We start from the raw sequence: 26435 nt of genomic DNA on the forward strand, positions 1-26435 counted from the left end.
AACCGGGATAATGGGGGCATGACCAATCCGTTGGGGAACGCCGGCCGCGGCCGGCAGGCCCTGCCGACACCGCCCTCGGGGTGGCCGGTGGGCTCGTATCCGACCTATGCCGAGGCGCAGCGGGCGGTCGAGCACTTGGCGGCCCGCCAGTTCCCGGTCGAGAACGTCACCATCGTGGGCGTCGACCTGATGCAGGTGGAGCGGGTGCTCTACCGGCTCACCTGGGGCAAGGTGATCGGCGGCGGAATGGCGTCGGGCGCTTGGCTGGGACTGTTCATCGGGCTGCTGCTGAGCCTGTTGACCACCGGCGGCACCTTCGGTCCGCTGGTGGTGTGCCTGGTGGGCGGCATCGTGTTCGGTGTGATCACGGCCGTGATTCCGTATGCCGCCACTCGCGGGCAGCGCGACTTCGCCTCCACCATGCAGCTCGTGGCCGGGCGCTACGACGTGCTGTGCGACCCGAAGGTCGCCGAGCAGGCCCGTGACGAGCTGGCCAGGCTGGCGCTGTAGTGGATGTGCTGACTCCGGTGCGGGCCGCCGCACTGCGCTACTTCGGTGCCGAAAACGGCGGGGCGACAGTCGATTCCGCCTCGGTTACGTTCCTCGGCCTGGAGCCCATGGAGATCCTGCGGATCCCGGCGGGCGAGCTGGTGCACTACGTGACCCTCGGCGGCTCCCGCCATCCCATGACCGATCCCGCTGCCGCGCTGGCCGATCCGGTGCGCGGCCCGCGCGCGGAGCTGGTGCTGACGCTGCGGGCCGGGGTCGGCGCGCAGGCCGGGCTGACCCGCGGCCTCGGCGTGCTGATCGCCGCACCCGCCGTGGAGGGCGTGGTGTTGCAGCCCGACGCACTGCTCGATCTCGGCGAACCGCTGTGGCGGGACGTGGCCTTCACCGCGGCGCTGCTCGGGCCGGCGGAGGCGCCCGAGGTGGAACTGCCTGCACCTGCGGAACCGGTCCGGTTCCTGACCGTCACCCCGATCACGGCCACCGAGGCGGCGTGGGTCCGGTTGCGGGGCGCGGACGCGCTGCGCGCGGCCTGGGCGGAGGCGGGTATCGACGTCCGCGATCCGCACCGCGCGGCAGTCAACCTGTAACCGCCCCCGAATACACGTGATCCGGTCGCCGGGCGAACCTGGCAACCGGATCGGTGCGTGACGAACTAGCCGCCGATGCCGGAGAGCGAGAACGACATGGAACCGGCGGACGAGCCGGAGGACTTCTTCTGCTCTCCCTGGACCTGGCCGTCCTTGATCGTGGCAGTGGCGCCCGGGCTGCTGGAGCCCAGCGCGGTGAGCAGCTGCTGCCAGGCGTTCGGGCCGGGCGGGTCGGTCACGGTGATGTTCACCGGACCGAAGGTCTCGGCGTCCGCGGTGCAGCTGAAGGTGTACACCCCGATGTCCTGCGGGGTCCACGCGAAGTAGATGGTGCCTTGGTTGGCCTTCCCGCCCTGACTCTGGGTGGTCATGGTGATGGGGTGGGTCGCACCGGTGGCGTCGACGAGGGTGCCGGTGCAGGTGCCGTCGTTGCCGGTACCGGGGATGGTCATCATGTAGGTCTGACCGGTGTAGTAGTAGTCGTTCGCGGTGCCCGGGACCGCGATGCCGTTGGCCGAGGCATCGGCGGACGCGGTGGGCGCTGCCAGGGTGGCGGCGGCCGCCGTCACCGCGAAGCCGGTCAATGCCAAGCTGACCCGCCCGGCCGTGCTGTTCCTCATCTGGATCGCTTCCTCCCGCCTTCGGCACCGTGACACGAGTACCGCGGGCGATTGTGCCAGTCCGGACGGTGGTCCGGGACCGGTTTCACCGATATCTGGGCTGTCAGTGTTTCACAGTTCGGGAGTGGCTTCGCGGTGATCGATCGGGGGCTGCGGGCGCGGACAGGCAAGATGGGCTGGTGCGCATCGATCTACACACCCACTCCACGGCCTCCGACGGCACCGACACCCCGGCCGAGCTGATCGCTCACGCCGCGGCGGCGGGCCTGGACGTGGTCGCCCTCACCGACCACGACACCACCGCCGGCTGGACCGAGGCGGTCGCCGCGCTGCCCGCCGGCCTGACCCTGGTCCGGGGGATGGAGATGTCGTGCCAGGGGATGGGCGAGGACGGCCGGCCGGTGCCGGTGCACATGCTGGCCTACCTGTTCGATCCGGCCGACGCCGCGTTCGCCGATGAGCGGGAACGGCTGCGCGCCGAACGGGTGCAGCGGGTGCGGTCGATGGCCGAACTGATGGCCGCCGACGGGCTGCCCGTCGACCCCGACGCCGTCCTGGCCTCGGCGGGTTCGGCCGCGGGCCGGCCGCATCTGGCCCGGGCGCTGGTCGCCGCAGGCGTGGTCCCGACGGTGAACGACGCCTTCATCGAGTTGCTGGCCCCGGGCGGCCGGTACTACGTCGAGAAGTCCGACACCCCGCTGCGGCAGGCGGTCGAGATGGTGACCGCGGCCGGCGGCGTCACCGTCGTCGCGCATCCGCGCGCCCGCAAGCGCGGCCGGTTGCTCGCGCTGAGCGAGATCCGGGACCTGGCCGCGGCCGGCCTGGCGGGCATCGAGATCGACCACCCCGACCACAATGCCGACGATCGTGCCGTACTGCACGAGCTGGCCACCGAATTGGGCCTGTGCACAACCGGCTCGTCCGATTACCACGGCAGCAACAAAACGGTCCGGATCGGTGAATTCACCACCGATCCGGTCGAATTCGAGAAACTGATCGGAAAGGCGACCGGCGTGGAGGTGGTGACCGGGTGACGGTTCGCGGATACAGCGGAGTGGTGGCCGGCGGCCTGATCGCGCTGACGCTCGTGCTGGCCGGCGCCGAGCTGCTGGGCGCGCGTGACGGCTTCCCGGGCCCCGGCTGGTCGATGGTGGCCTGGCACCTGATTGTAACGATTGTGGCTGTGGTGGCCCAGATTCTGGCGGACCGCCGGCGCGACGTTATCGGATTCGCCGGGTCGATCGCGGTTTTTGCGGCGGCAGGTTACATTCTGGTGACGCAGTGGTGGAATTGAGCTCCGCGCGCTGTTGCTAAGCAGTGAATTGTGTCCGAATATTCTTACTTGTGACCCCAATCGACGCCGACGTATTGGTAGTTGGGGGTGGGCCCGCAGGAGCGTGGGCAGCCCTGGCCGCGGCCTATCGCGGCGCTAGCGTCGTTCTGGTCGACAAGGCTCGCTGCGGGGCCAGCGGCCCGTCCGCGCACGGCACCGTCGCATTCTGGAACATCCCGCCGGGCACGCAGCGCGCCGAACAGGTGCGGCGCACTCTGACCGGCGGTGGCGCGCTCGGCGATCCGGAATGGATCGACCGGGTCCTGGGCGAAACCCACCGGCGGGTGCGGGACCTGATGCTCGCCGGTTACCGCTTTCTCCCCGAACTGTCCGATGCCGCGCCGCGCGTGCAGCTCGACGGCGCCCGGTATCTCACCCGGCTGCGCCGCTGTCTGGCCGCCGCGGGCGTGCGGATCCTGGACCACCATCCCGCACTGCAACTGCTGATCGATGCCGACGGCGTGGTCACCGGTGCCGGCGGCGTGCGGACCCGGTCGCCCCACGAGTCCTGGACGATCCGTGCCGGTGCGGTGGTCGTGGCGACCGGGGGCTGTGCCTTCCGGTCCGGCGCGGCCGGCACCGATGTGGACACCGGCGACGGGCTGCTGATGGCCGCCGAGGTGGGCGGCGAGCTGTCGGGGATGGAATTCTCCTGCGCCTACACCCTGATCCCGGGTGATCGGATGGCCGTGCGCCAGGTGGGCCCGGCGCCGGTGCCGAGCCTGGGACCGGCGGTCACGGTGTACGACGAATCCGGTGCGGCCGTTGACGATCAGGGGCCGGCCGGCCGGGCGGCGGTGATGCGCGCGCTGGCGGACGGGCGCCGGATCTATGCGGTCCTCGCCGAGCTGCCGGAACCGGTGCGGCGCACCGCGGCCCGGTTCGCCCTCGCGGACGGCCGGGTGCCGCTGCGGGCGCAGCTGGACGGCACCGTGCGTGGGACCGGCGGCGTGCGGATCGTCGGATTCGATTGTGCGACAACAGCTCCCGGACTCTTCGCGGCCGGCGACGTGACCAGCCGGGAGGCGGTGCGTGGCGCATCCGGCGGCTTGGGCGGACACGACGGCGCCTGGTCGCTGTCCTCGGGGGTATGGGCCGGTGCCGGCGCGGCCGAATTCGCGCGCGGCCGCGACACACTCGGCCGCGCGCGCCCGGCCGTCCCGGGTGCGGGACTCGGGCCCGGCGGCGGCATCGACCCGCGCGCCGTGGTCGGCCTGGTCCAGGAACACACATTGCCGCTGCGACGCAGCTACCTGCGCAGCGCCGGGAGCCTGTGCGACAGCATCGCCGAACTCGACGGGCTGTGGCCCGCCACCCAGTGGGATCTGGGCGGACAGGGCGCCGCCCGGGTACGCGCCCGGGAGGCGGCCGCGCTGCTGGCCGTGGCCCGCTGGACCAAACACAGTGCGCTCGCGCGCCCCGAGACCCGCGGCATGCACCGCCGCACCGACCACCCCGGACCGGACCGCGACTACGAATTGCGGCTGCTCAGCGGCGGACTCGACCAGGTGTGGGTGCGGCCGGACGGGCCCGATGCGGACAGTTCGCAGCGTCCGGCCGATCTGACCGCGGTCTAGGAATCCGGCGAAACGTGTGGGGCATTCACATTCGGTTGCGCCGGCCGGAGAGACAGTTCACCCGCGACACGAAACAGCCGGGAGTTTTCTCTTGCGTGGCGGTAATCCCCGCCGTCTAGTGTGATCGCGTGACCTGCCACACAACAGCCGCCGACCGGATCCCGGTCCGTGACTGTGTGCCGCGCCGAGGATTTGTCACCATGCCCGCGGAGCTGGCACAATGTGGCGGATTCCCGGCCGACGCCACCGCCCGGCCCGGGAGCGTTGGTGAACTGCGATCCGTGACGCACGGCTCCGGTCGGCTGGTCACCGTGCCCCTCGACCCGGATTCACCCGTTCCGGCGTCCGCTCGACGGATCTTCTGTCGCGACTTTGCCCTGTGCGGACCCACTCGCGCCGCTGTTGCCGCGAGACCCCAGGCCCGAGTTCCCGGCCGTGGCCGAAGCAGTTCCGCGAGCTTCCGTGGATACATCGAACTCGAAACTCGGCAGTAACCGTGCCCCGGTTCTCGCCGTACCGATCAGGAGTGAAATCGTGTCACCCGTGACTGACGCACCGAACGCCACCCTGTCCGCCATCACCGACGAGGAAATCTTCGCTGGTCACCTAGGCGGCAAGCTGTCGGTCGAACTCACCTCCCCGCTGGAGACGCAGCGCGACCTGTCCATCGCCTACACCCCGGGTGTGGCGCAGGTCTGCCGCGCGATCGCCAAGGACGAGAGTCTGGCCAAGACCTACACCTGGGCCGAGCGCCTGGTCGTGGTCGTCAGTGACGGCACCGCCGTCCTGGGGCTCGGCGACATCGGCCCGCGCGCCTCGCTGCCGGTCATGGAGGGCAAGGCGGCGCTGTTCAAGAAGTTCGCGGGTCTGGACTCGATCCCGATCGTGCTGGACACCAAGGACGTCGACGCGATCGTGGAGACCCTGATCCGGCTGCGGCCGAGCTTCGGCGCGGTCAACCTGGAGGACATCTCCGCTCCCCGCTGCTTCGAGATCGAGAAGCGTGTCGTCGAGGCGCTGGACTGCCCGGTCATGCACGACGACCAGCACGGCACCGCGATCGTGGTGCTGGCCGCGCTGAAGGGTGCCGCCGCGTTCCAGGGCCGGCCGATGTCGGGCCTGAAGGTCGTTGTCTCCGGTGCCGGTGCCGCCGGTGTGGCGTGCGCGAACATCCTGCTGGCCGCCGGTGTCCCCGATGTGGTCGCGCTGGACTCGAAGGGCATCGTGAGCTCGGACCGCGCCGACCTCAACGAGATCAAGGCCGACCTGGCCGCGCGCACCAACCCCCGCGGGCTGACCGGCGGTGCCGCCGAGGCGCTGGCCGGCGCGGACGTGTTCCTGGGCCTGTCGGCCGGCACGATCGACGAGGAGCTCATCGCCTCGATGGCGCCGGAGTCGATCGTGTTCGCCATGTCGAACCCGGACCCGGAGATCCACCCCGAGGTGGCCGCCAAGTACGCCGCCATCGTGGCCACCGGCCGCAGCGACTTCCCGAACCAGATCAACAACGTGCTGGCCTTCCCCGGTGTGTTCAAGGGCGCGCTGGATGCGGGTGCCCGCCGCATCACCGAGGGCATGAAGGTCGCGGCCGCGGAGGCGATCCTGGGCGTGGTGGCCGACGAGCTGGCCGCCGACAAGATCATCCCCAGCCCGCTGGACCCGCGGGTCGCGCCGGCCGTGGCGGCCGCGGTGGCCGAGGCCGCGCGCGCGGAGGGTGTCGCGTAGGTCTTCGCTTCGACGACGAAGGCGCCCCGATTCCGTCGAATCGGGGCGCCTTTCGTATATCCGGCTCGGGATCACTTGCCCGAGTGGAAGATTCGGGTCGAGGAAGCTACTTGCCCGGGTGGCAGGCGTGGCGGTAGTCGATCGCTTCCTGCCGCGCGGCCTTCAGTCCCGCGACCAGGTCGGGGTTGGCCGCAGCGAACGCCTGGCGCTCGGCCTTGCGCTGGTCCTTCGGCAGGCCGCGCAGCTTGCCGATCTCCTGCTGCAGCGCCGGATTCGCGGCGATATAGGCCTGCACCTTCGGCGCGGTGTCCGCCTTGACCTGAGCCCAGCTCTGCGGGCTGCACGGCAGCGGGTCGGCCGAGGCGGCGCTGGGCAGGGCGACCGCGAGGATGCCCGCGGTGACGGCGGTGCCGGTCAGGACGGCGGCGACGGTGCGCTTCATAAGTTCCTCCAGATGGGGTGAATTCCTGTCCCCACCGAATCTGCCCGCCGAAACTGAAGACCGGCTGAAGGATCCGCTGCCTTTCAGCCGACCCTCAGGGACCCCGCCGGTCAGCCGATCGGCACCGTGGGGTGATCGGTGCCGGGCCCGGCCGGCACACCCGGCGCCACGACGGTCTCGGCGGGCGTATCCACCGGGAGTTGCAGGACGAAGCGGGCACCCGACCCGGACGGCGGTGGCACACAGCGCAGGCTACCGCCGTGCGCCTCGGCGATGCCGCGCGCGATGGACAAACCCAGACCCGAACCGCCGGCGGAGCGGCTGTCGTCGAGGCGGACCAGCCGATCGAAGATGCGTTCCCGATCCGCTTCCGGCACACCGGGTCCGGTGTCGATGACGGTGACCCGGGCGCTGCCCTCGACGGTCGCGACCTCGACCGTGAGCGACCCGCCTTCGGGCATGGCCTGACAGGCGTTGCTCAGCAGGTTCACCAGGACCCGGCCCAGGTGTTCCGGATCGGCCGGTACCCACACCGGGAACCCGGACAGGTGGAATTCGATTCCGGGATAGAGCAATCGGACCCGATCCAGCTGGGTGCCGGCGACAGCGTGCAGGTCGACGGGTTCCCGGTGCAGCGCCAGCCCGGAGTCGATGCGGGCCAGATCGAGCAGATCCTCCACCAGCCGGCCCGCGCGCTGCGCCTCCCGGACCAGCAGGACGTGCATCCGTTCCCGTTCGGCCGGATCGCTGTCGGGTGGCTGGTGCACGACCGCCTCGGCAATGGCGCGGATCCCCGCGATCGGGGTGCGCAGTTCGTGCGCGGCGTCACCGACGAATTCGCGGACCCGGCGTTCCGAGGCCCGGGCACGCGCCTCGGCACCCTCCAGCGCGTCCAGCATCTCGTCGAAAGCGCCTGCGGCGCGGCCGAGTTCGGTGTCGGTGCGCGACGGTGCCAGCCGCCGGCCCCGGTCGCCGCGCGCGATGTCGCGGGCCAGCCGGGTCATGGTGTCCAGTGGGATCAATGCCCGGCCCACCCCGAACCACAGCGCGAGCCCCAGCAGCAGCAGCGCGCTCACGGTGGCCGCGGCCGACACCCGGGTCAGCGCTCGCTGCGCGCGGGCCAGCAGGGGCGTGTCGATCTCCAGGGTCAGGTTCGCCCGGTTCAGCTCGCCGGGACCGGTCAGCCGGGCCGTGCGGGACGGATCTTGCGACCCGGCCGCGGGGTCGAGGCTGCCGAGAGTGCGGCCGTCGGCCAGCACCAGCCGCGCCCGCACCGAGCCCTTGTCCATCCGCTGGACGAGCGTGGTCGCGGGAGTATTGTCCAGGGCCAGTTGGCGGGCCAGCTGCATGTGGTCGGTCAGGACCGCGTTCTCGCCGCGGTGCACCACGAAGCCGAACAGGATGTGCACCGCCAGCGCGACCACCACCAGCAGCGCTCCCGCGATCGCCACGGCGGTGACCGTCACCCGCCGGCGCAGCGACATGGTGCGCATCAGACGCCGGTCCCCGCGGATTCGGTGGCCCGCAACGCGTAGCCGAGACCGCGGACGGTGTGCAGCATGCGCGGGCCGTGCTCCTCCAGTTTGCGGCGCACCGCGCTGACGTACACCTCGACCAGGTTCGGGTCGTAGTCCTCGTAACCCCATACGGCCGTGAGGATCTGGGTCTTGGTGAGTACCTGATCCCGGTGTGTGGCGAGGTGGGCGAGCAGCTTGAATTCAGTGGCGGTGAGCGTGACGGCCGCGCCGCCGCGCACCACCACACCCGAGTCGACGTCCACCACCAGGTCGCCGACGGTCAGCTTGGTGTGGACCCGGCCCAGACGGCGCAGCAGCGCCTCGATCCGGGCCACCAGCTCGGCCAGGTCGAACGGCTTGACCACGTAGTCGTCGGAGCCCGAGCGCAGGCCCCGAACCCGGTCCTCGACCCCGTCGCGGGCGGTCAGCATCACCACACCGGCGTCGCAGCGCCCGCGGACGGTGTCGAGCAGGGTGAATCCGCTGCGGCCGGGCAGCATTACATCCAGCACGACCACGTCGGGGCGGAACCGTTGCAGATCCTGTTCCAGGGTCGAGCCGTCGGGGCGGGCCAGCACCTGGTGGCCGGCGGTGCTCAGCGCCGACGCCACCGCGGTGCGAATGGCGTCGGCGTCGTCGACGACGAGAATGCGTCCGTGCTGCAGGGCGGCCTCCGGGTGCTGGGGTACGGGCACCGCGTCCGGCGGCACCCGGATCAGCGTGTCACGGATGAATCGGCCGGAACCTGAGGATCGGCTGACAATTCCGTTCTGGACGGCCCGCCCGCGCGGTCAGGCCGGGCTCCCCGGCTCGAGCAGGCCACGGCGGCGCAAGGACGCCAGCACTCGGTCGCGTTTCGCGGGCTCGATATTGAGGCGTTCGAGGTCGCCGCCGATATGGGCCAGCACCAGCGGGTCGATCACCCGGCGCCACAGCGGTGGTACGGCGGCCAGCAGCATCATGCCGGTGTATCCGGTGGGCATCATGGCCGGACCGTCGACCAGGCGCTGGGCCTGATAGCGGTTGGTGGGGTTGATGTGATGGTCGCCGTGCCGCTGCACGTTGAACAGCGCCAGATTGGTGAGGGTGCGGTTGCTGTCCCAGCAGTCGGCGGGTGTGGCCCGCTCGTAGCGGCCGCTCGCGGTGCGCTTGCGGCCGAGGCCGTAGTGCTGGGTATAGGCGATCATCATCAACATGAAGCAGGCGTAAAAGGCCTGTAGCGCGAGGTACGGCAGGACCTCGATCCCGAAGACGGTGGCCAGGATCCCGAACAGCGCCACGGACATCAGGCTGGTGGTGATCATGTCGTTGCGCGGACTCCACGGCCCGTGCCCGGCCTTGCGCAGCCGTTCGGCCTCCAACCGGAAGGCCGACCACAGGCTGTCGAAACCGAACCGGATCCCGAAGCGCCACATGCTCTCCCCGAATCGGGCGCTGGCCGGATCCTCCAGGGTGCCGACCCGCACATGGTGCCCGCGATTGTGTTCGATGAAGAACTGTCCGTAACAGACCTGGGACAGCATGACCTTGCCCAGCCATCGTTCCAGCTCGACCTTCTTGTGCCCGAGCTCGTGCCCGGCCGTAATGGCGATCCCGCCGACCAGCCCGATGGTGAACGCGAGCCCGACCTTGTCGACTGCCGTCAGCGGAATGCGTTGTCCCACAGGTGCGGGCGCGTCGGAGGTCCACAGGTAGCAGGCGGTGACGATCGACGCCAGCTGCAGCGGCAGGCACAGCATCGTGACCGCCCGGTAGTACGGATCACCGGCCAGGTATTCGATGATGCTGTCCTCCGGATTCCGATCATCCGGCGGCACAACGAAATCCGCGATCGGCAGCAGCACGTGCACCGCGATCGGCCCGAACCAGAACGCGACATGCGCGCCGAGCGCGAACCCGGTGTGGTGGCAGTACCGCACCAGCGGCAGAACCACCAGGAACAGGCTGGCGGGCTCGAACAATGCGGCAAGCCAGATGTAGCGCCGCCACCGGTATTTCGGCCGGGCCGCTGCCGCTGGCTGAACGTCGCTGACCATGCATACCTCCGACAGGCTCGGGTGGTACCGGGCGATCAGGGAATACAGTGCGCAGCGAGAGTAACGCCCGGCGCCGCGACGACCCCGCCGCACCGCCGGGGGTAGTTGTACGGATTCAGGGGTGGAGCCGTGCCGGAGTTGCCGGAGCGATGAGAAGCCGGCACGGCCCCGCGGTCCGGCGGTAGTCACCGGTCCCTTCCGGACTTGCGTAGCCGCTTGCGCTGCTCGCGGTGCTGCTTGGTCGCCGCCAGCACTGCGCGAGCGTCCTTGCGGCGCTCGGTATTCGAATGGAACACCGCAACCATCCCCGCGCACAGGCGTGCCGGGCCGTCGTGTGTCATCCACCAGGTGAACCCGGCCGCCGTCGACGTTCCGGTGCCCAAGCCGATCAACGTGGTGATCATCGCAGCTCACCTCGTTGCCCGGCGTGTGCTCGGTCCCGATTCCGGTCAGTCATCTGAAGGCTCCCTTCTTACGTTGCCAGACAAAGTGATAGGTGGCCGGAAGCTGGAAATGCCCCGCTCGGGAACAGAATCGGCGGGAAATGCGAATTTCCGGATGGGGAGGGGAAATCGGTGGGGCCGAGGACCTATTACCTTGGTTGCCGGCCACGTCCTTGGGTCCGGTGTTCGACTGCTGGGAGCCCAGGGCCCGGCGGGAGCAGTGCAGGTCCGAGGAGGAAAAGCATGGCGTGGCGTGACAATGGCTCCGGCGGCGACAAGGCCAGGCCCCGAACCGATCTGGCGTCGGCGGAACCAGACTCTCCACCCGCGTCCCCGATGCCACGCTGGGACCCCGACCCAGCCGTCCAGCTGCCGGTGCAGCAGGCGTGGGCATCACCTGCTGCGGTCACGGACGACGACATCGGTTTCGAGACAGCTCTTCTCGAAGCCGCCGATCAGCTCGACCCAGGGCAGGGCGAGCAGGAGCTCTACGCCGCCCTAGCCGAGTCAGGATTCACCGGCCCGGAGTGGGACGAGGTCGCCACCGAGCTAGCGAGCCAGGGCTACGCCGTGCTCGACGCGTGGTCGCGCAGCGGGCACATCTTCGCAGCCATGCGAGAAAAGGGCATCTACCTCAAACCGCAACCGACGCCCGAGGAACGTCGGCGGCTCGTGGTCGATATGCAGTACCGCGACGACATGGTCCAACCGGCCGTCGCATCGGCCGTCATCAAGGTCGGCAACGAACTGCGAGACCTGGGCGAGCATGCCGGGTGGGATCCCAGCCGCGGAATGGCATTGAGCTCGTTCTTCATCGGCTCCTGCGTATTCACCTTCGGTAACGAGTTCCGCAAGCACAGACGAAGCCAGAAGAATCTGGTGCCGCTCATCACCCCCCGAGGACGACATCGGCGGCGACCTGTCCAGCTGGTCCAACGCGACATCGGTGCTGACCGGGCCCACCGCCGACCCGGCCGACACTTCGATCGACAACGACATCATCCGCGAGCATCTGGCACCGCTGTCGGAGATCGACCGGTGCATCGTGTGGGGAAAGGCCTGCGGCTATACCCCCGCCGAGATCGTCGAATTGTTCCTCCGGGACATGACCCCGAAGGCGGTCACGCGCCGGTGGGAGCGACTTCAGCACAAGTACGACTGGATCTATCGACTTGCTTCGGTGAGGAACTCCTGATGAACGACAACAGCGCTGGCGCTGCGGATCCATCGGACACCGCGGCGCGTTCCCGCATCCAGCGACTCATCGCCGGATCGTCACTCGGTACCCCGGGGGCGCGCTCCCTTCAAGGTCGAGCGCCCGTCGACAAGGTCGACGAGATAATGCGCATGGTCGCCAGGCTCGACGTGCGCAACGACCCGGCCGCTACTGCCGTCAAACTCCGCGCCGGCGGTGGAACCGGCGAACCGGCTGTTCCGCAGGAACAACCGTGTGCCTTCGTCGGCGACACGTTCGAGAGCTACCTGCATGTGCTGCGCCGCAAGAACTCTCATCGCTGTGCCAAGAACGAGGTTGTGGCCTGGCGGTCGTTCGGGCATGTCTACGGCAGCGCACTTGCCGACAGCTGTCACCTCACTGTGCTGGACGGTCAGCACCGGCTCAACGCCGTGCACCGGATCCTTGCGTTCGTAAGCTCCGATTCGGTGACATGGCGGTGCCCAGCACCCAAGGCTGACAGTGTGAGGGCCTCTGAGCAAGGAGGGGCAGCGCGGGCCAAAGCCAAGTGGACGCGATCGGTGTGGGCTGAATTGGTCGACTCCAGCATCGCTCTAGCGGAATTCGACGTCACCTACACGGGCGGGGGCGCGGCCGCAGCCCGCATGCGTGACAGTTGGACAACCTTGTGGAGCCTGTTGTCACTGATGGCCGTCGGTGACAGCTGCGCGGCTCGGCCGATCGTCATCATGGACGACACCAGCGTGCTCGAGAACCGGTGCAGCTTGCCCGGGCACAGTCTCACCGGCAGACAGAAGCTCGACGGTGTCCTCCTCACTGACGAGGCTGTCGTCGCCGGCGGGTTCCTCGAAGCGGCCATGGACGCCATCGGTGACTACGCTAACGCCTTCGAGCAGGAGCGGGAAGACGGCCCCGTCGTGGCCGATTTACGTTCGGTCGCACAGGCTTTCGCTGATGCCCTGCCGGACAGCGTCCGCGAGAAACCCGAAGCGGTCATCATCGCTGGGGATCCTCGCGGTGCCGCGCCGCTGTTGCGATTCGAGGGCCAAGCTACCGGGCGCATTCATCGGAAAGGGCCGCTCGCAGACGGACCGCTGGGTGCGGTCGCGGTCATCGACCCACCTGAGGCGGGCCGCGACTCGGGACGACACTGACTGCACGGCAGCGGCTATGTCACCCTCACGGCCTTGCCATGGTCTCGAGCTTGGCCGTTGGTGGCCGTTCCTGTGGGATGGAAACCGTTCCAGCCCAAACCCGTTCGCGACGTGGGCCGTCGACTCAGCGGGCGAGGACGTCCAAGGCTCGGTCCACGTCCTCCGCCGTGTTGTGGAGGTGGAAGGAGAAGCGGAGGCCGCCGGCGCGGGCGGAGGCGATGACGCCGGCGGCGGCGAGGCGGTCGTTGGCCGATGCGGCGCCGGGGATGGCGACGATGGGGGAGTCGCCGGGGACCGGGGTGAGGTCGAGGTCGGTGAGGCCCTTGCGGAATCGGGTGGCCAGGGCCAGGTCGTGGGCGTGGATGGCGTCGACGGTGGTTTCGTGTACGACGTCCAGGCCGGCTACTGCCGCTACGACGCCGAGCCAGTCGGGGGTGTCGTCGAAGCGGCGGGTGGTGTCGGCGAGGCGTTCGGGGGCGTAGATCTCGGTCCAACGGTCCTGTGCGGCATACCATCCCGGGCCGACGGGGCGCAGGTCGGCGGCGGCCTCGGGGGCGGCGGCCAGGAGGCTGACGCTGCGGGCGCCGAGCAGCCATTTGAAGGTGGCGCACACCCAGTAGTCGGCGTCGGCGAAGGTCAGTGGCAGCCAGCCGGCGGCCTGGGTGGCGTCGTAGAGCAGGCGGGCGCCGTGCGCGTGGGTGGCGGCGCGCAGCGCGGCGCGGTCGACGGTGCGGCCGTCGGCCGACTGGGTGAGGCTGACCGCCACCAGCGCGGTGCCGGGGCGCACCCGGTCGACCAGCTCGGCCAGCGGCACACTGCGGACCCGCAGATCACCGCGATAGCGGAACGGATTCGGCACCGAAGCGAAATCGCCTTCCGCCACAAGCACTTCCGCGCCCGCGGGCAGGCCGGCGGCGACCGGGCCGATGAGGGCGCCGACCGAACTGCCGACCGCCACGTCGGCGGCGGTCGCGCCGGACAGCAGAGCCGCGAACCGGTCCCGCAGCACGTCCACCCGATCGTCCTGGTCGGCCGGGGTGGCCCGCCCGGCCGACCACTCACGCAGTACGTCCTGCACCGCGGTCAGTCCGCGCTGCGGGGGCAGCCCGTAGGAGGCGGTGTTCAGGTAGGTGGTCTCGGTCCGGAACTCTCCGTCAGCCAAAGCGCGCATGCCCCCAGCCTCGCGGTGGGCCGGGGAACTGTCCAGGGCCGCCGCCCGGGAAGTGGCCTGCTACCCGTGGCTCTGCGCGGTGACCAGCCGCTCGGCGTCGGTGCCGCTACCGGATTCGACCGTCGGTGGGTTCACCGCCTCGTCCGGCCTGCGGCGGTACATCCACTGCAGCACGGCCAGGCCCAGGAGTCCCGCGATCCCACCGGCGATCCCGGCGAGCCAGCCGGGCGGCCGCCACTGCAGGACCAGGTCGGCGCCATGGGTGCCGGCGGGGATGTCCACGGCCAGGAAGGTGCCCGCGACGGCCCGGATCGGGAGTTCGTGGCCGTCGAGGGTGGCGCGGTAGCCAGGCCACGGCAGCCGGGCGAACACGATGCTGCCGCCGGTGGCCGAACCGACTCGGACCCGGCTGGTGACACTGTCGTAGTAGACGGAGGCGGCGGTGACGCCGCGGGTGTCGGAGATCATGCCGTTGCGGTCGAAGATCGGCCCGTTCTCGCGTTCCAGCACCCAGATGTAGTTCTCGTGACCCGGGTAGTCGACCCATTTCCAGCCCGGCGGCGCGGGATGGTTTCCGGCGTCGGGGAATTGGGCTCGCTGCAGCACCACCCGGTCCACCTTCATCAGGTCGACGTAGGTGCGGCCGGTGGTGGGGTCGACCGAGAACGCGGTGGTGAAGGCGGCCGGGCAGGTGCTGCCGTCCCAGCCCATACAGAGCAGTTTGCTGAACTCGCGGAATCCGATCGGGGTGTAGGCGTTGATGTAGTGCAGGCGAATGTTTTTGGCGTAGTTGCCGAATGCCAGCGAACCCCAGGCCCGGTCCGGGCGCTGGTCGGCGGGCGCGACCAGCGCTCGGTCGGCCAGTTGCAGTGTGACGCCGGGGAAGTCGGGGAAATCGGCGGCCATGGTGGAGCGCCGCTCCGGGAAGCCGTAGGACATCGGTGTGGCGCCCTGGTCGCGGACCTGCTCGTAGGCGATCGGGAACATGACCAGGATCGCGAGCACACAGCCGGCGGCGACACCGCGGGTGCGGATCAGCGCGATCACCGCGGCGGTCAGCGCGCCGACCACCAGCGCGGAGACGACGTGCCGGACCACCAGATGTGGTGCGGCGCTGAAGGATCGGATCAGCAGTAGCCCGATCAGGGTGGCGGCGGCGATACCTCGGCGCCGCCAATCGGCGAACGCGCCGAAGCGGCTGAGCAGCAAGCAGATTCCGACCAGCACCCCGACCGCCAGCATGGGCAGCACCCGAGCCGGCCAGCGCAGCGGGCCGATCCGGCCGGGCCCCGCGGTCCAGAGCAGGAAGATCAGCGTGAACAGGCCGAGGCCGGACAGCTCGCGCCACGCGGCACGCACCGCCCGCCAGTCGACGAAGGCGAGCATCGGGATCACGAACCACGCGATGTAGACCATCGGCAGCGGTTGCACGTAACCCCACCAGCCGGTGAAGGCCGGGCGGGTGCTGGGCAGGCTGGCGTTCAGCGATTCCGACCACGGCACGGTGAGGAAGGTGTCGGCGATCACGGTCTCGTTGCCGCGCCAGGTGACCGGCGAGGACAGCATGCCCGGCAGGTAGGTCTCGAGTCCGGCCAGGCCCGCGCACGCCGTGACGGCGAGCAGCCGCAGCGCGGGTGCCCAGCGTCGCCGCACGATGACGTCACCGGCACCGACCGCGAGGATCATCAGCCCGGATTCGACTGCGGGAAAGACGTATTGGACCGAGATGGCCAGATAGAGGAACACGAACAGCGGTACCGGCCCGTCGCGCCACCGCCGCTGCCGCGCCGGTCGGTCCTGCTGTCGCAGGTAGCGCACGGCGGCGGCCCAGGCGTGCAGCATCCAGGCCGTGCCGGTGAGCGAGGTGGCCCAGCTGGCTTCGTCGAAGAACAGGAACCAGCCCGACAGCGGGAATCCGACCGCCGCGACCGTGGCCCAGGGCGCGCGGGCGCCGTAGGCGAGGCAGACCCGGAACACGCCCAGTGCGGCGATGATCGAGAAGATCAGCTTCACCACGGTCACGTACGACGCCAGATCGTCGACCATGGGCGCGAACCAGTCCACGACCAGTTGCGGCGGATTGTAGAGCCCCGCTTCCTCCATGGCGTAGTTTCCCGACATCCACTCCCACGGCACGAGGGCCGGAAAGCGGCCCTCGTGCAGGTGGCGGCCGAGCATCACCCACATGGGCCCGTATTGGGCTTCGGTGTCGTCGGTGTAGAAATGGCGTGGGTCGGCGAGCAGCACGGACAGGTAGCCCACGACGACGCCGAGGACGGTCGCGCCCGCCCAGCGGCGGTGGTGGGCCGGTGTGGGCGCGCTGCCGTGGTGGGATCGAAATGTTGTGCCTGGGACCACGAGACCGAGACTCTACCCTTAGCGCACTGTGCAATAGTTGCGCACTGCATGAATTTTTGGTGTGCCCCCTGCGGCCCCGGTCACAGTCGAAGGTGTAGCCGGTTGCGCGTCCACCGGAGCCGCGCGGCAGGATGGATCAGTGGTGAACGTTTCGACGGAACACGAACACAGGACAGACCGCGGCGACAGCGAGCCGGGTGACGAATCCGCCGCCGCGCTCACCGACGCGCTGCTCACCGCATCGCGGCTGCTCATGGGCCTGTCCGCCCGCTCGATCGCCCATGTCGACGACACCATCACCATCCCGCAGTTCCGGACGCTGGTCATCCTGTCCACCCGCGGGCCGGTGAAGATCGCCGTCCTCGCCACCGAACTCGGCGTGCAGCCCTCCACCGCGACCCGCATGGTGGACCGGCTCGTGGCGGCGGAACTGTTGGATCGCAAGCCGAATCCGCACTCGCGGCGCGAACAGATCATCGAACTGACCGAGCGCGGCCGGACCGTGGTACGGGAAGTGCTGGCCCGCCGCCGCGACGAGATCGCCGCGGTCGTGGCGCGGATGCCCGCACACGACCGCGCGGGCCTGATCGGCGGCCTGACCGCGTTCAGCGCCGCGGGCGGCGAATCCGTCGCAGGCCCGGGAAACGAGGGCTATCCGGCGTTGTGAGCCGGCGCAGCCGCCCGGTACCGGGTTCGCTCGCCCGCACCGCCAGCGCCAGCAGCCCGTCCAAGGCCAGGGCCAGCGCCGCCACCAGCAAGGCACCCACCAGCACCCGGTCGTAGCGGTACAGGCCGATCCCGTCGAAGATGTAGCGGCCCAGACCGCCCAGGTTCACATACGCCGCGATGGTCGCGGTGGCCACGACCTGCAGCGTCGCGCCGCGCAACCCGGTCAGCAGAACCGGCAGCGCATTGGGGACCTCGACCCGTAACAGCACCTGCGACTCGGTCATGCCCATGGCCCGGGAGGCGTCCACGACCGCCGGGTCGACGGCCGCGATTCCCGCGTAGGCGCCCGCCAGCAGTGGCGGTATGCCGACGGTCAGCAATGCCAGCAGTGGCGGCAGCAGCCCGAGTCCGAGCAGCAGCACCACGAAGGTGAGCAGCCCCAGCGTGGGCAGCGCGCGCACGGCATTGGCGACCCCGACGACGACAGCGGCACCGCGCCGGGTGTGCCCGACCAGCAGGCCGACCGGCACCGCGATCACCGCCGACAGGCCGACCGCGAGCAGGCTGTACCAGAGGTGCTGCAGCAGCCGCTCGCCGATCCCGGTGGGGCCGGACCAGTTGGCGGCCGTGGTCAGGTAGTGCCAGGCCTCGACGAACAGGTTCACGCGCCCGCTCCCGTCCGCCGCGCCCACGGTGTCGCCCACCGGCCGAACAGGAACAGAATTCGGTCCACGATCAGGGCCAGTACCAGCACCACCACGATGCCCGCCACGATCTCGTCGGGATAGTCGCGCTGATAGCCCTGGGTGAACAGCCGGCCGAGCCCACCGACTCCGATCAGCGCGCCCACGGTGACCATCGAGATGTTCGTGACCGCCACCACCCGCAGGTTCGCCACGAAAACCGGTAGCGCGAGCGGGAATTCGACAGTCAGGATGCGGCGCCAGCGTGGATGGCCGAGCGCGTCCGCGGCGTCGAGGACCGCGGCCGGCACGGTGTCCAGGGCGGCGGGCACCGCGATCACCAGCAGCGCGACCGAGTAGATGCTCAGGGTGAGCACGACATTCAGCGGATCGATGGTGGTGATCCCGACCAGCGGCGGAATGATCACCAGCAGGGCCAGCGACGGAATCGTGTACGCCACACCGGCGGCGGTCACCACGGCGCGCCGCAGCCACGGCACCTGCCGGGCGAGCGTGCCCGCCGGGATCGCGATCACCAGCCCGATCAGCAAGGGCAGCAACGCGAGCCGGAGATGGGTGGCGGCGTCGCCGCGGATCACACCGAAGTTGTCGACCAGGTAGCGCATCGCCGTCAGCCCCGCGGCTCGGCGGCGCAGCGGGCCTTGTCCTCCGCGGAGCGCTGGCGGCTCAGTTCCGCCAGCACCGCAGGTGCCGCGATCCCGCCCCGGACGGCGCCCGAATCGTCCACGGCCACACCGATACCCGACGGGGAGGAGATCGCGGCGTCGAGCGCCTGGCGCAGATCGCCGCCGGGCGGGTACAGCGATCCACCTGCGGCCGGGCGCGGGGGCTCCCCGGCGCGGACCGCGTCGACTCCGGCGGCGTCGATCCATCCGAGTGGCTTGCGGTCGGGGTCGACCACGAGGGCCCAGTCGCCGGTCTCCAAGCGCACCTGTGCGAGGTTTTCGATTGTGGTGGTGTGGATCTCGCCGATCAGGGCCGCGTCGTCGGCGGTCCGGAACGACAGCCCGCGGTAACCGCGGTCGCGCCCGACGAACTCGGCCACGAAGGAGTCGGCGGGCTGGGCCAGCAGGTCGCGGGGTGAGTCGTATTGCCGCAGGCTGCCGCCGTTCGCGTTCGGGTCGCTGTGGCCGAAGACGGCGATCCGGTCCCCGAGCCGGACCGCCTCGTCGATGTCGTGGGTCACGAACACGATCGTCTTGCGCAATTCGCTCTGCAGCCGCAGCATTTCGGCCTGCAGCTCCTCACGCACCACCGGGTCGACTGCCGAGAACGGCTCGTCCATCAGCAGAATCGGCGGATCCGCCGCGAGGGCGCGGGCCACCCCGACACGCTGTTGCTGCCCGCCCGACAACTGTGCCGGATAGCGCTGGGCCAGTGCGCGATCCAGCCCGACCCGGTCCATCACCTCCAGGGCGGCGGCGCGGGCCGCGCGCCGGGAAGTCCCGCGCAGCACCGGCACCGTGGCCACGTTGTCGAGCACGGTCCGGTGCGGCAGCAGGCCGCCGCTCTGGATCACGTACCCGATCCCCAGCCGCAGCCGCACCGGGTCGACGGTGGCGAGATCGTTGCCGCCCACGGTGATCCGGCCCGCGCTGGGCGTGACCATCCGGTTGATCATCCGCATCGACGTGGTCTTGCCGCACCCCGACGGCCCGACGAAGACGGTGAACGAGCCGGATTCGATCCGCAGATCCAGGCCGGCGACGGCGGTGGTGCCGTCGGGGAAGGTCTTGGCGACGCCGTGGAACTCGATCTCACTCATCGGTTCGCCCGCTACCCGATCGGCTGGTCGAGGTGGTGGGCGGCCGTCCACGCCTTCGCGGCCGCGGCCGGTTCGGTCTTGCTCGCCCCGGACACCGCCTCGTTGAGCGCCAGCAGCTGATCGGTGGTGAGTTGCGCCGATACCGCGTTCAATACGGCGGTCGCGCGGTCGGACTTCTTGCGGGCGTTGAACAGCGGGACCACGTTCTGGGCCGAGAAGTTGTGCAGCGGATCGGCCAGCACCACCAGATCGTTCGCGGCCAGCGCGGGGGAGGTGGTGAAGATATCGGCGGCGTCGACCTGCCCGGAAGTGAGCGCCCGGACCGTGGCGGGTCCGCCGCCGTCGGCGATCGGCACGAACGCGCCGGGCGAGATGGTCAGGTGGTAGGTCTCTTTCAGGCCGGGCAGGCCGTCGGGCCGCTCCTGGAATTCGGCCATGCCCGCGAACTTCACCTCGCCGGAGTGCGCGGCGAGATCGGCGATCGACTGCAGGTGCCAGCGGTCGGCGGTGGCCCGGGTGACGACGACCGCGTCGGAATCCTGTCCGGGTGCGGGCGTCGCGACGGCCAGATCCGGGCCCAGCGCGCCCGCGAGCGCCCGCTCGATCTCCGGTTCGGCGGACACTGTGGCCTTGGGGTCCAAGTACCGCAGCAGGTTTCCGGTGTAGTCGGGCAGCACGCTCACCGAACACTGCCGCAGCGCCGGCACGTAGGCCTCCCGGCTGCCGATGCCCGGTTTGGTGTCGACGGTGAAACCGTTGGCGCGCAACGCTTCCGCGTACACGTCGGCGACGGTCTCGGATTCGGGGAAGTTCGCGGAGCCGACCGTCAGCCGCGACGGGTCGGCATCGCAGTGTCCCGAACCGGCCAGTGGATCGGAGTTGCCGCAGGCGGTCAGGGCGGCCGCGACGGCGAACACGACGGCCGCGACCGGGAAACGCGGTACGGGACGGCGTCGCGGTGCCGCGGGGATGCAGGCTTTCACAAGTGTCCTTCCGAAGCGCGTGCGTGCGGACCGGTCCGGGGATCCGGCTCGTCCATCATGCCGGGGATGCACGGTTGGGAAGGTGCGTGAGACGAGTGTCGCCGGACCCGATCGGTGCCCCGGCTACCATGCGATCCGGACGTTCTCGTCCGCTCGTCCGTACCGCCTGCCGGGTGGTCAACAGTGTGTCACGAGGGAGTGGGTGTCGCAGGATGCGTTTCCCAGCCGCAGTGCGGCTCGTCGCCGGCGCGACCGCCGCGCTGGCCGTGTCCTGCTCGAACGCGCCACAGCCGGCCGAGATCACGGTCGGTGCCGGTGATTCCGCGCAGTCCGAACTGATCGGCCAGATCTACGCGCAAGCACTGGCGCGTACCGGCGCCCACACCGCCGTGCGGACCGGGCTCGGGCAGCGCGCGGATCTGCTGGCCGCGCTCGACGCCGGCACCGTCACCCTGGTCGGCGACACCAGCGGAGATCTGCTGGCCACCTTCGATCCCGGCTCCCCGGCCCGCAAGCCCGACCGCTCGTCGGTGGCCGACCCCGCGGTGCCGACGGTCGCGGACGCGCTGAGCCGGGCCCTGCCGCAGGGCCTGGCCACCTCCGATATCGCCGACGGCACCGATCTGCGGCCCGAGTTCGTGCTCACCCCCGCGACCGCCGCGCACCAGCCGGCGACCCTGGCCGCGCTGGCGCCGCACTGCGGCGAACTGACGGTCGGGGTGGCCGCCGGCCACGCCCTGGACCCGCTGCGCCCGGCGCCGGACCCGGAACACGACGTGCTGGCGCCACTGCGGGCCGCCGGCTGCGACATCACCAACTCGACGGTGTTCACCGACGACCTCGCGCTGCGGACCGCGCTGCGGGACGGACGGGTCGACGCCGGGGTTCTGACCGCCCCGGCGGCGCTGCTGCCGGGCGGCGCGGGCGAGCTGGTGACCGTCGCCGACGATACCTACGTCTTCCGCGCCCGCAACGAACTGCCGCTGCTGCGGTCCGGCGCGCTCTCCGACACCCAGGTGAAGAAGCTGAACTACGTTGCCGGAGAGCTGAATACGGCTGAATTCTGCGCCGCGGTGCGGCAGGTGCGCGACGAGCACGCCTCGGCCGCCGACGTCGCGCGAACGTGGTTGGACGCACACGGACTGTAAGGCGGTCGCACTGCCGCGCCCGCTCGATGCGCCGTCGTAGTGGACTTGCCGCGCCGTCGTGCCCGGCTTGCCGTACAACGGCGGCGGATCTGTGCTCACAATGGACCAGCAATCCGCGGCCTGCCCTGCGGTGCGCCATGATCGGATAGGAGATCGCAGTGTCCACCGCTTCGGCACCCAGCCGGCATCGCCCGGCGATCGCGCTCGTCACCGTGACCGCGGTGCTGTTCGTGACCTTCCTCGACACCACCATCGTGAGTGTCACCCTCGCCGACATCCAGGAGCAGTTGCATGCCGGGGTCGCGTCGCTGCAGTGGGTGATCAACGCCTACACCCTGACCTTCGCGGCCCTGATGTTGAGCGGCGGCAGCCTGGGCGACCGGTTCGGCCGCAAGAAAGTGATGGTGGCCGGGCTGGTTGTGTTCTGCGCGGGCTCGGTGGTCGCGGCGCTGGCGCAGAACGTGACCGCGCTGGTGGTGGGCCGGGCGGTGATGGGGGTCGGCGCGGCCGGGTCCGAGCCGGGAACGCTGTCGGTGCTGCGGCACCTTTATCCGGATCGAGCCGCGCGCGCCAAGGCCCTCGGATTGTGGGCGGCGGTATCGGGTTTGGCGTTGGCGCTGGGACCGGTGCTGGGCGGGCTGCTGCTCGACAGTTTCGGCTGGCGGTCGGTGTTCTGGTTCAACCTGGCGTTCGGTGTGGTGGTGCTGGCCGCGACGGCGCTGTTCGTGCCGGACAGTTCCGACCCGCAGCCGGGCCGGTTCGACTGGACCGGATTCGTGCTCGGCGCAGTGGGTCTCGCCACGATCATCTACGCGGTGATCGCCGGTGAGCGGACCGGCTATCGGACCGCCGAGATGGTGACGTTGTTCGTGATCGGCGGGCTGGCGCTGGCCGGATTCGTGCTAATGGAGTTGCGGGTTCGTAATCCGCTGATCCAATTCGCCTATCTGGGAAAGCCTTCGGTGCGCAGTGCGCTGCTGGTGGCGTTCGCGGTGTACTTCGGCGTGTTCTCGATCTTCTTCTTCACCGCGCTGTATCTACAGGTGGTGATGGGGTATTCGGGGATGCGGACCTCGGCGCTGTTCACGCCGATGGCGATCGCGATCATCGGTGGTTCACTGCTGTCCGGGCTGTGGGTGGCGCGGCAGGGGGCGCGGATTCCGATGCTGGTCGGCTGTGTGCTGGCGGCGGCGGGTCTGCTGGTGACCCGCGAACTGCTCTCCGGCACCATCGAATTCGGCTCGCTGTCGGCGGCCATGGCGCTGGCCGGGCTCGGTTTCGGGGTGGCGATCGTGCCGTTGACCTCGGCCGTGCTGTCCGGTGTGCCGGCCGCGCATTCGGGGATGGCGGCAGCGGCCACCAACACGATGCGCCAGGTGGGCGCCGTAGTCGGTGTCGCCGCGCTGGGCTCGGTGGTGAACTCGTATCTGACCGGCGACTTGGCCGCGAAACTGAACCGCGACCCGTTCTACCGGTCGATGACCTCGATGGTGGTGGATGCGGTGCAGACCGGTTCGGCCCCCAACGGCGGCACCATCCGCGGCCCGCACAGCGCCCCGGTGATGAAGCTGCTGAAGCTCGCTTTCGCCTCCTTCGAGCACGGCGTGAGCATGGCCCTACTGGTCTCGGCGGTCCTGATCCTGATCGCGGCGGCGCTGGCCGCGATCGCGACCCGGGGTGAGCGCGCGACGGCCGGGTTCGACGCCGACTGAGTGCCTCAGGGCCGGAGTGGGTACCGGAGCGTGACCACGCCGGCCCGGCACTCCGGCGAATAGCTACTGCGGACCGAGTTCGGCCCTGCCCGATTCGCGTCAATTTCGATACGATGTCTCCCGAATGTCTTTGGGCGGGAAGGACATCGGATGCTATCGAGGCGGCTCGCAATTCGGGTGGCGGCGATCGTCGCGCTGGCGTGCGGGTGGCCGGCGGCCCCCGCCCAGGCCGATCCGCTGCCGCAGTGGACACCGTTCGGCACCACGATCTACACCTTCGGTGACGCGAAGTTCTGTACCGGCACCATCGCTGTCGCGTTGGAGGCGGCGCACGGCCGGCCCGGGCACGTGCTCGCGCACATCGCTCCGCTGGGCTACCAGCGGGGTCCGTGCGGCAACCATGTCGTGCTGGGCTGGGTCGGATCGGCCGGTGCGCGATCGGATCTCGTCTACGTGTGGGCGGGCGTGACGCCCGGCACCGCCGTGACCGAGGACCTCTGGGTGGGAACGGGATTCGCGAAACTCATGGCCGACACCTGGCCGCCGCAGGGGACGTTCACCGAGTGGTACATGGTGGTGCCCTGACTCCGCCGCAGGAGATCTCGGCTTCGCGACGATCACGCCGACGAGCCGTTATCCGGCCTCGGACCGGCCGGGGGCGGACGTACCCTGACGTGACCGATCGGCAGACCGTCTCGCAGAGGGAGGCCGAAAAATGGTCCCGTCCAACGCTCGTGCCCCACATCGCATCCGGCGCGGTGCCGGATTGCTCGTCGTCGCCGCGCTCACCGTGCCGCTGACGGCCTGCGGCGGATCGTCTTCGAAGCACGCGGCACCAACCACCGGTGAACCGACCGTGACCGAGGCCGTCACCACCGTCTTCCAGCAGTTCTTCGACGGCAATACCCCTGCGGCGCAGAAGATCTCGCTACTGGAGAACGGCGCGCAGTTCGCCGACGCGATCAACGCGCAGGCCGGGTCGCCGATGGCCAAGAGCACCACCGCCACGGTGCAGAACGTGGCCAGCTCCGGCACCGACCACGTCGACGTCACCTACACCATCCTGCTCGCCGGGACGGCGGCGCTGTCCGGGCAGCGCGGCGGCGCGGTGCGCGCCGCCGGTGGCTGGAAGGTCACCGCGGCGACGTTCTGCGCGTTGCTGACGCTGGAGGGGAACCCGCCGGCCGCCTGCGCCGGCGTGCCGCCGATCGGATAGGAGACCGCGGTGCGTACCGGTCCCGCTCCCGCCTGCCCGGTCGTCGCGCTGCTCACCGTCACCGCGGTGCTGTTCGTGACGTTCCTGGACACCACGATCGTCAGTGTGACCCTGGCCGACGTGCAGTCGGATCTGCACGCGGGCGTGACCTGGCTGCAATGGGTGGTGAACGCCTACACGCTGGTGTTCGCCGCGCTCATGCTCAGTGCCGGCAGCCTGGGTGACCGGTGGGGGCGCAAGAAGGTGATGGTGGCGGGACTGGTGATCTTCTGTGCCGGTTCGTTGTTGGCGGCGCTGGCCACGACGGTGAGCGTGCTGGTGGCCGGGCGGGCGGTGATGGGGGTCGGTGCCGCCGGATCCGAACCGGGCACGCTGTCGGTGATCCGCCATCTGTATCCGGATCGCGCGGCGCGGGCGCGGGCCCTGGGTGCGTGGGCGGCGGTGTCCGGGCTGGCGCTGGCGCTGGGGCCGGTGCTGGGTGGGGTGCTGGTCGGTGCGTTCGGCTGGCGGTCGGTGTTCTGGTTCAATCTGGTGTTCGGTGTGCTGGTGCTGGCCGCGACGGTGCGCTGGGTGCCCGACAGCGCCGATCCGCAGCCCGGTCCGGTGGACTGGGCCGGATTCCTGCTCGGGGCAACCGGGTTGGGTTGCGTCATCTTCGCCGCCATCGAGGGAGAGCGAGCGGGTTACGGGACCGGCTGGGTGACAGCGCTGTTCGTGATCGGCGGCGTTGCGGTCGCCGGATTCGTGGTGGTGCAGCGGCGGGTTCGCAATCCGATGGTCGATTTCGCTTATGTGGGCAGGCCTTCCGTGCGCAGCGCGCTGATCGTGGCGTTCGCGGTGTACTTCGGCATCTTCTCGATCTTCTTCTTCACCGCGCTGTATCTGCAGGAGGTGATCGGCTATTCGGGTGCCCGGATCGCGGCGGCCTTCGCGCCCATGGCGGTGGCGATCATCGCGGGCTCGGTCTGCTCCGGCTTCTGGGTGGCACTGCGCGGCTCCCGCACCCCGATGCTGGCCGGCTGCGTGCTGGGCGCGGCGGGCATCCTGCTGACCCGTGAATTCCTCGGTGTGACAGTCGAGTTCGCGCCGCTGGTGGCGGCGCTGGCGCTGGCCGGGCTGGGCTTCGGGATCGCGGTGGTGCCGTTGACCTCGGCGGTCCTGTCCGGAGTCCCGGCGGAGCACTCCGGCATGGCGGCCGCCGCCACCAACACCATGCGCCAGATCGGCGCGGTGGTGGGCGTGGCGGCCCTGGGCTCGCTGGTGAACTCCTACCTGACCACCGACCTCACCGATCGCCTGGTGGCCCTGGGTGTTCCGGACAACTTCCGCGCGGTGGTGATCACCGCGGTCGAGACCGGCGCCGTACCTTCGGGTGGCGACGCCGCCGCCTCCGCGAGCTACGGCCCGATCGTGGATCAGGTCATCCACGCCGCCTTCGCCTCGTTCCAGCGCGGAGTCAGTGTGGCACTACTGGTTTCGTGCCTGTTGATCCTCGCCGCCGCCGCCTCGGCGGCGCTGACCACGCGGGGCGCGCGTGACCGGTCGGGCTACGAGTACGAGAGTTGAGCCG

At 70.1% G+C, this 26435-nt stretch carries 25 protein-coding genes; 13 read left to right on the forward strand and 12 right to left on the reverse strand.

Annotation, left to right across the window (positions count from 1 at the left end; all coding sequences use genetic code 11):
- The first annotated feature begins 18 nt into the window (after positions 1–18).
- Complete coding sequence (locus EBN03_RS01450; protein ID WP_122186002.1) at positions 19–510, forward strand: general stress protein; 492 nt, start codon at positions 19–21, stop codon at positions 508–510.
- Positions 510–1097, forward strand: coding sequence for a suppressor of fused domain protein (locus EBN03_RS01455; protein WP_407671063.1), 588 nt, complete (start codon positions 510–512; stop codon positions 1095–1097). The genes EBN03_RS01450 and EBN03_RS01455 overlap by 1 nt, the downstream gene beginning before the upstream one ends.
- Before the next feature lie 65 nt (positions 1098–1162).
- On the opposite strand, the gene EBN03_RS01460 is transcribed toward EBN03_RS01455, so the two are convergent.
- Positions 1163–1717, reverse strand: a complete 555-nt coding sequence (locus EBN03_RS01460; RefSeq protein ID WP_122186003.1) for a hypothetical protein — start codon at positions 1715–1717, stop codon at positions 1163–1165.
- A gap of 179 nt (positions 1718–1896) precedes the next feature.
- Here EBN03_RS01460 and EBN03_RS01465 point away from each other — a divergent pair, with 179 nt between their 5' ends.
- From EBN03_RS01465 to EBN03_RS01480, 4 genes are all read left to right on the forward strand, one after another.
- A complete protein-coding gene (locus tag EBN03_RS01465; RefSeq protein WP_122186004.1) occupies positions 1897–2751 on the forward strand; it encodes a PHP domain-containing protein in 855 nt (284 codons plus the stop codon).
- Positions 2748–3011: a hypothetical protein gene (locus EBN03_RS01470; RefSeq protein ID WP_122186005.1), complete on the forward strand. Its 264-nt coding sequence runs from the start codon at positions 2748–2750 to the stop codon at positions 3009–3011. Before EBN03_RS01465 ends, EBN03_RS01470 begins: the two co-directional genes overlap by 4 nt.
- 50 nt (positions 3012–3061) lie before the next feature.
- Positions 3062–4627 (forward strand): FAD-dependent oxidoreductase, encoded by a 1566-nt coding sequence (locus tag EBN03_RS01475; protein WP_122186006.1) that lies wholly within the window; start codon positions 3062–3064, stop codon positions 4625–4627.
- A 534-nt stretch (positions 4628–5161) separates the two neighbouring features.
- The gene (locus EBN03_RS01480; RefSeq protein ID WP_122186007.1) at positions 5162–6352 is read left to right on the forward strand and encodes an NAD(P)-dependent malic enzyme; all 1191 of its coding nucleotides are present in this window, start codon (positions 5162–5164) and stop codon (positions 6350–6352) included.
- Between the two features lie 106 nt (positions 6353–6458).
- Here the strand turns inward: EBN03_RS01480 and EBN03_RS01485 are convergent, their stop codons facing one another.
- The 5 genes from EBN03_RS01485 to EBN03_RS01505 all read right to left on the reverse strand — a co-directional run bounded on the left by EBN03_RS01485 (position 6459) and on the right by EBN03_RS01505 (position 10751).
- Positions 6459–6794 carry a hemophore-related protein gene (locus tag EBN03_RS01485; protein ID WP_122186008.1) on the reverse strand — a complete coding sequence of 112 codons (336 nt, stop codon included), beginning with the start codon at positions 6792–6794 and terminating at the stop codon, positions 6459–6461.
- A 110-nt stretch (positions 6795–6904) separates the two neighbouring features.
- Positions 6905–8287 carry a HAMP domain-containing sensor histidine kinase gene (locus EBN03_RS01490; RefSeq protein WP_122186009.1) on the reverse strand — a complete coding sequence of 461 codons (1383 nt, stop codon included), beginning with the start codon at positions 8285–8287 and terminating at the stop codon, positions 6905–6907.
- Positions 8287–9021 (reverse strand): response regulator transcription factor, encoded by a 735-nt coding sequence (locus EBN03_RS01495; protein WP_233608032.1) that lies wholly within the window; start codon positions 9019–9021, stop codon positions 8287–8289. Before EBN03_RS01495 ends, EBN03_RS01490 begins: the two co-directional genes overlap by 1 nt.
- A gap of 81 nt (positions 9022–9102) precedes the next feature.
- On the reverse strand, positions 9103–10347 hold the full coding sequence (locus EBN03_RS01500; RefSeq protein WP_122186010.1) for an alkane 1-monooxygenase: 1245 nt from the start codon (positions 10345–10347) through the stop codon (positions 9103–9105).
- A gap of 185 nt (positions 10348–10532) precedes the next feature.
- Positions 10533–10751: a hypothetical protein gene (locus EBN03_RS01505; RefSeq protein ID WP_122186011.1), complete on the reverse strand. Its 219-nt coding sequence runs from the start codon at positions 10749–10751 to the stop codon at positions 10533–10535.
- 282 nt (positions 10752–11033) lie between these two features.
- Between EBN03_RS01505 and EBN03_RS33575 the strand changes: the two genes are divergently transcribed.
- Entirely contained in the window at positions 11034–13139 is a 2106-nt protein-coding gene (locus EBN03_RS33575) for a hypothetical protein (RefSeq protein ID WP_147471428.1), read from the forward strand.
- Between the two features lie 124 nt (positions 13140–13263).
- Here EBN03_RS33575 and EBN03_RS01530 read toward each other — a convergent pair whose 3' ends face one another.
- Both EBN03_RS01530 and EBN03_RS01535 read right to left on the reverse strand, forming a co-directional pair.
- The gene (locus EBN03_RS01530) at positions 13264–14310 is read right to left on the reverse strand and encodes an aminotransferase class V-fold PLP-dependent enzyme (protein ID WP_122186016.1); all 1047 of its coding nucleotides are present in this window, start codon (positions 14308–14310) and stop codon (positions 13264–13266) included.
- Positions 14311–14370: 60 nt separating this feature from the next.
- A complete protein-coding gene (locus EBN03_RS01535; RefSeq protein WP_456093806.1) occupies positions 14371–16668 on the reverse strand; it encodes a hypothetical protein in 2298 nt (765 codons plus the stop codon).
- Between the two features lie 142 nt (positions 16669–16810).
- On the opposite strand from EBN03_RS01535, the gene EBN03_RS01540 reads away from it, so the two are divergent.
- Positions 16811–17335, forward strand: a complete 525-nt coding sequence (locus EBN03_RS01540) for a MarR family winged helix-turn-helix transcriptional regulator (RefSeq protein WP_233608033.1) — start codon at positions 16811–16813, stop codon at positions 17333–17335.
- Here the strand turns inward: EBN03_RS01540 and EBN03_RS01545 are convergent.
- The 4 genes from EBN03_RS01545 to EBN03_RS01560 are packed head-to-tail and all read right to left on the reverse strand — an operon-like array spanning position 17274 to position 20789.
- A complete protein-coding gene (locus EBN03_RS01545) occupies positions 17274–18002 on the reverse strand; it encodes an ABC transporter permease (RefSeq protein ID WP_122186715.1) in 729 nt (242 codons plus the stop codon). The two genes, EBN03_RS01540 and EBN03_RS01545, sit on opposite strands and share 62 nt — an antisense overlap.
- On the reverse strand, positions 17999–18646 hold the full coding sequence (locus EBN03_RS01550) for an ABC transporter permease (protein ID WP_122186017.1): 648 nt from the start codon (positions 18644–18646) through the stop codon (positions 17999–18001). Before EBN03_RS01550 ends, EBN03_RS01545 begins: the two co-directional genes overlap by 4 nt.
- A gap of 5 nt (positions 18647–18651) precedes the next feature.
- A complete protein-coding gene (locus tag EBN03_RS01555; RefSeq protein WP_122186018.1) occupies positions 18652–19806 on the reverse strand; it encodes an ABC transporter ATP-binding protein in 1155 nt (384 codons plus the stop codon).
- Positions 19807–19817: 11 nt separating this feature from the next.
- Entirely contained in the window at positions 19818–20789 is a 972-nt protein-coding gene (locus EBN03_RS01560; protein WP_407671064.1) for an ABC transporter substrate-binding protein, read from the reverse strand.
- A 212-nt stretch (positions 20790–21001) separates the two neighbouring features.
- Here EBN03_RS01560 and EBN03_RS01565 point away from each other — a divergent pair, with 212 nt between their 5' ends.
- From EBN03_RS01565 to EBN03_RS01585, 5 genes are all read left to right on the forward strand, one after another.
- Positions 21002–21937, forward strand: coding sequence for a glycine betaine ABC transporter substrate-binding protein (locus tag EBN03_RS01565; protein WP_122186019.1), 936 nt, complete (start codon positions 21002–21004; stop codon positions 21935–21937).
- A 158-nt stretch (positions 21938–22095) separates the two neighbouring features.
- Entirely contained in the window at positions 22096–23649 is a 1554-nt protein-coding gene (locus EBN03_RS01570; RefSeq protein ID WP_233608035.1) for an MFS transporter, read from the forward strand.
- Positions 23650–23799: 150 nt separating this feature from the next.
- A complete protein-coding gene (locus EBN03_RS01575) occupies positions 23800–24234 on the forward strand; it encodes a hypothetical protein (RefSeq protein ID WP_147471429.1) in 435 nt (144 codons plus the stop codon).
- A 130-nt stretch (positions 24235–24364) separates the two neighbouring features.
- Entirely contained in the window at positions 24365–24865 is a 501-nt protein-coding gene (locus tag EBN03_RS01580) for a hypothetical protein (RefSeq protein ID WP_122186021.1), read from the forward strand.
- A 9-nt stretch (positions 24866–24874) separates the two neighbouring features.
- A complete protein-coding gene (locus EBN03_RS01585; protein WP_233608036.1) occupies positions 24875–26431 on the forward strand; it encodes an MFS transporter in 1557 nt (518 codons plus the stop codon).
- Positions 26432–26435: the final 4 nt, after the last annotated feature.

Source organism: Nocardia stercoris (assembly GCF_003696265.1).
In the GTDB taxonomy this organism is placed as follows: Bacteria; Actinomycetota; Actinomycetes; order Mycobacteriales; family Mycobacteriaceae; genus Nocardia; species Nocardia stercoris.

What these genes read in the sequence shown, in the direction of transcription:
- EBN03_RS01450 (WP_122186002.1), top strand. Translation starts at nt 19, where the DNA reads ATGACCAATCCGTTGGGGAACGCCGGCCGCGGCCGGCAGGCCCTGCCG.
- EBN03_RS01460 (WP_122186003.1), bottom strand. Translation starts at nt 1,717, where the DNA reads ATGAGGAACAGCACGGCCGGGCGGGTCAGCTTGGCATTGACCGGCTTC.
- EBN03_RS01485 (WP_122186008.1), bottom strand. Translation starts at nt 6,794, where the DNA reads ATGAAGCGCACCGTCGCCGCCGTCCTGACCGGCACCGCCGTCACCGCG.
- EBN03_RS01490 (WP_122186009.1), bottom strand. Translation starts at nt 8,287, where the DNA reads ATGCGCACCATGTCGCTGCGCCGGCGGGTGACGGTCACCGCCGTGGCG.
- EBN03_RS01500 (WP_122186010.1), bottom strand. Translation starts at nt 10,347, where the DNA reads ATGGTCAGCGACGTTCAGCCAGCGGCAGCGGCCCGGCCGAAATACCGG.
- EBN03_RS01505 (WP_122186011.1), bottom strand. Translation starts at nt 10,751, where the DNA reads ATGATCACCACGTTGATCGGCTTGGGCACCGGAACGTCGACGGCGGCC.
- EBN03_RS33575 (WP_147471428.1), top strand. Translation starts at nt 11,034, where the DNA reads ATGGCGTGGCGTGACAATGGCTCCGGCGGCGACAAGGCCAGGCCCCGA.
- EBN03_RS01530 (WP_122186016.1), bottom strand. Translation starts at nt 14,310, where the DNA reads ATGCGCGCTTTGGCTGACGGAGAGTTCCGGACCGAGACCACCTACCTG.
- EBN03_RS01550 (WP_122186017.1), bottom strand. Translation starts at nt 18,646, where the DNA reads ATGCGCTACCTGGTCGACAACTTCGGTGTGATCCGCGGCGACGCCGCC.
- EBN03_RS01555 (WP_122186018.1), bottom strand. Translation starts at nt 19,806, where the DNA reads ATGAGTGAGATCGAGTTCCACGGCGTCGCCAAGACCTTCCCCGACGGC.
- EBN03_RS01565 (WP_122186019.1), top strand. Translation starts at nt 21,002, where the DNA reads ATGCGTTTCCCAGCCGCAGTGCGGCTCGTCGCCGGCGCGACCGCCGCG.
- EBN03_RS01575 (WP_147471429.1), top strand. Translation starts at nt 23,800, where the DNA reads ATGCTATCGAGGCGGCTCGCAATTCGGGTGGCGGCGATCGTCGCGCTG.
- EBN03_RS01580 (WP_122186021.1), top strand. Translation starts at nt 24,365, where the DNA reads ATGGTCCCGTCCAACGCTCGTGCCCCACATCGCATCCGGCGCGGTGCC.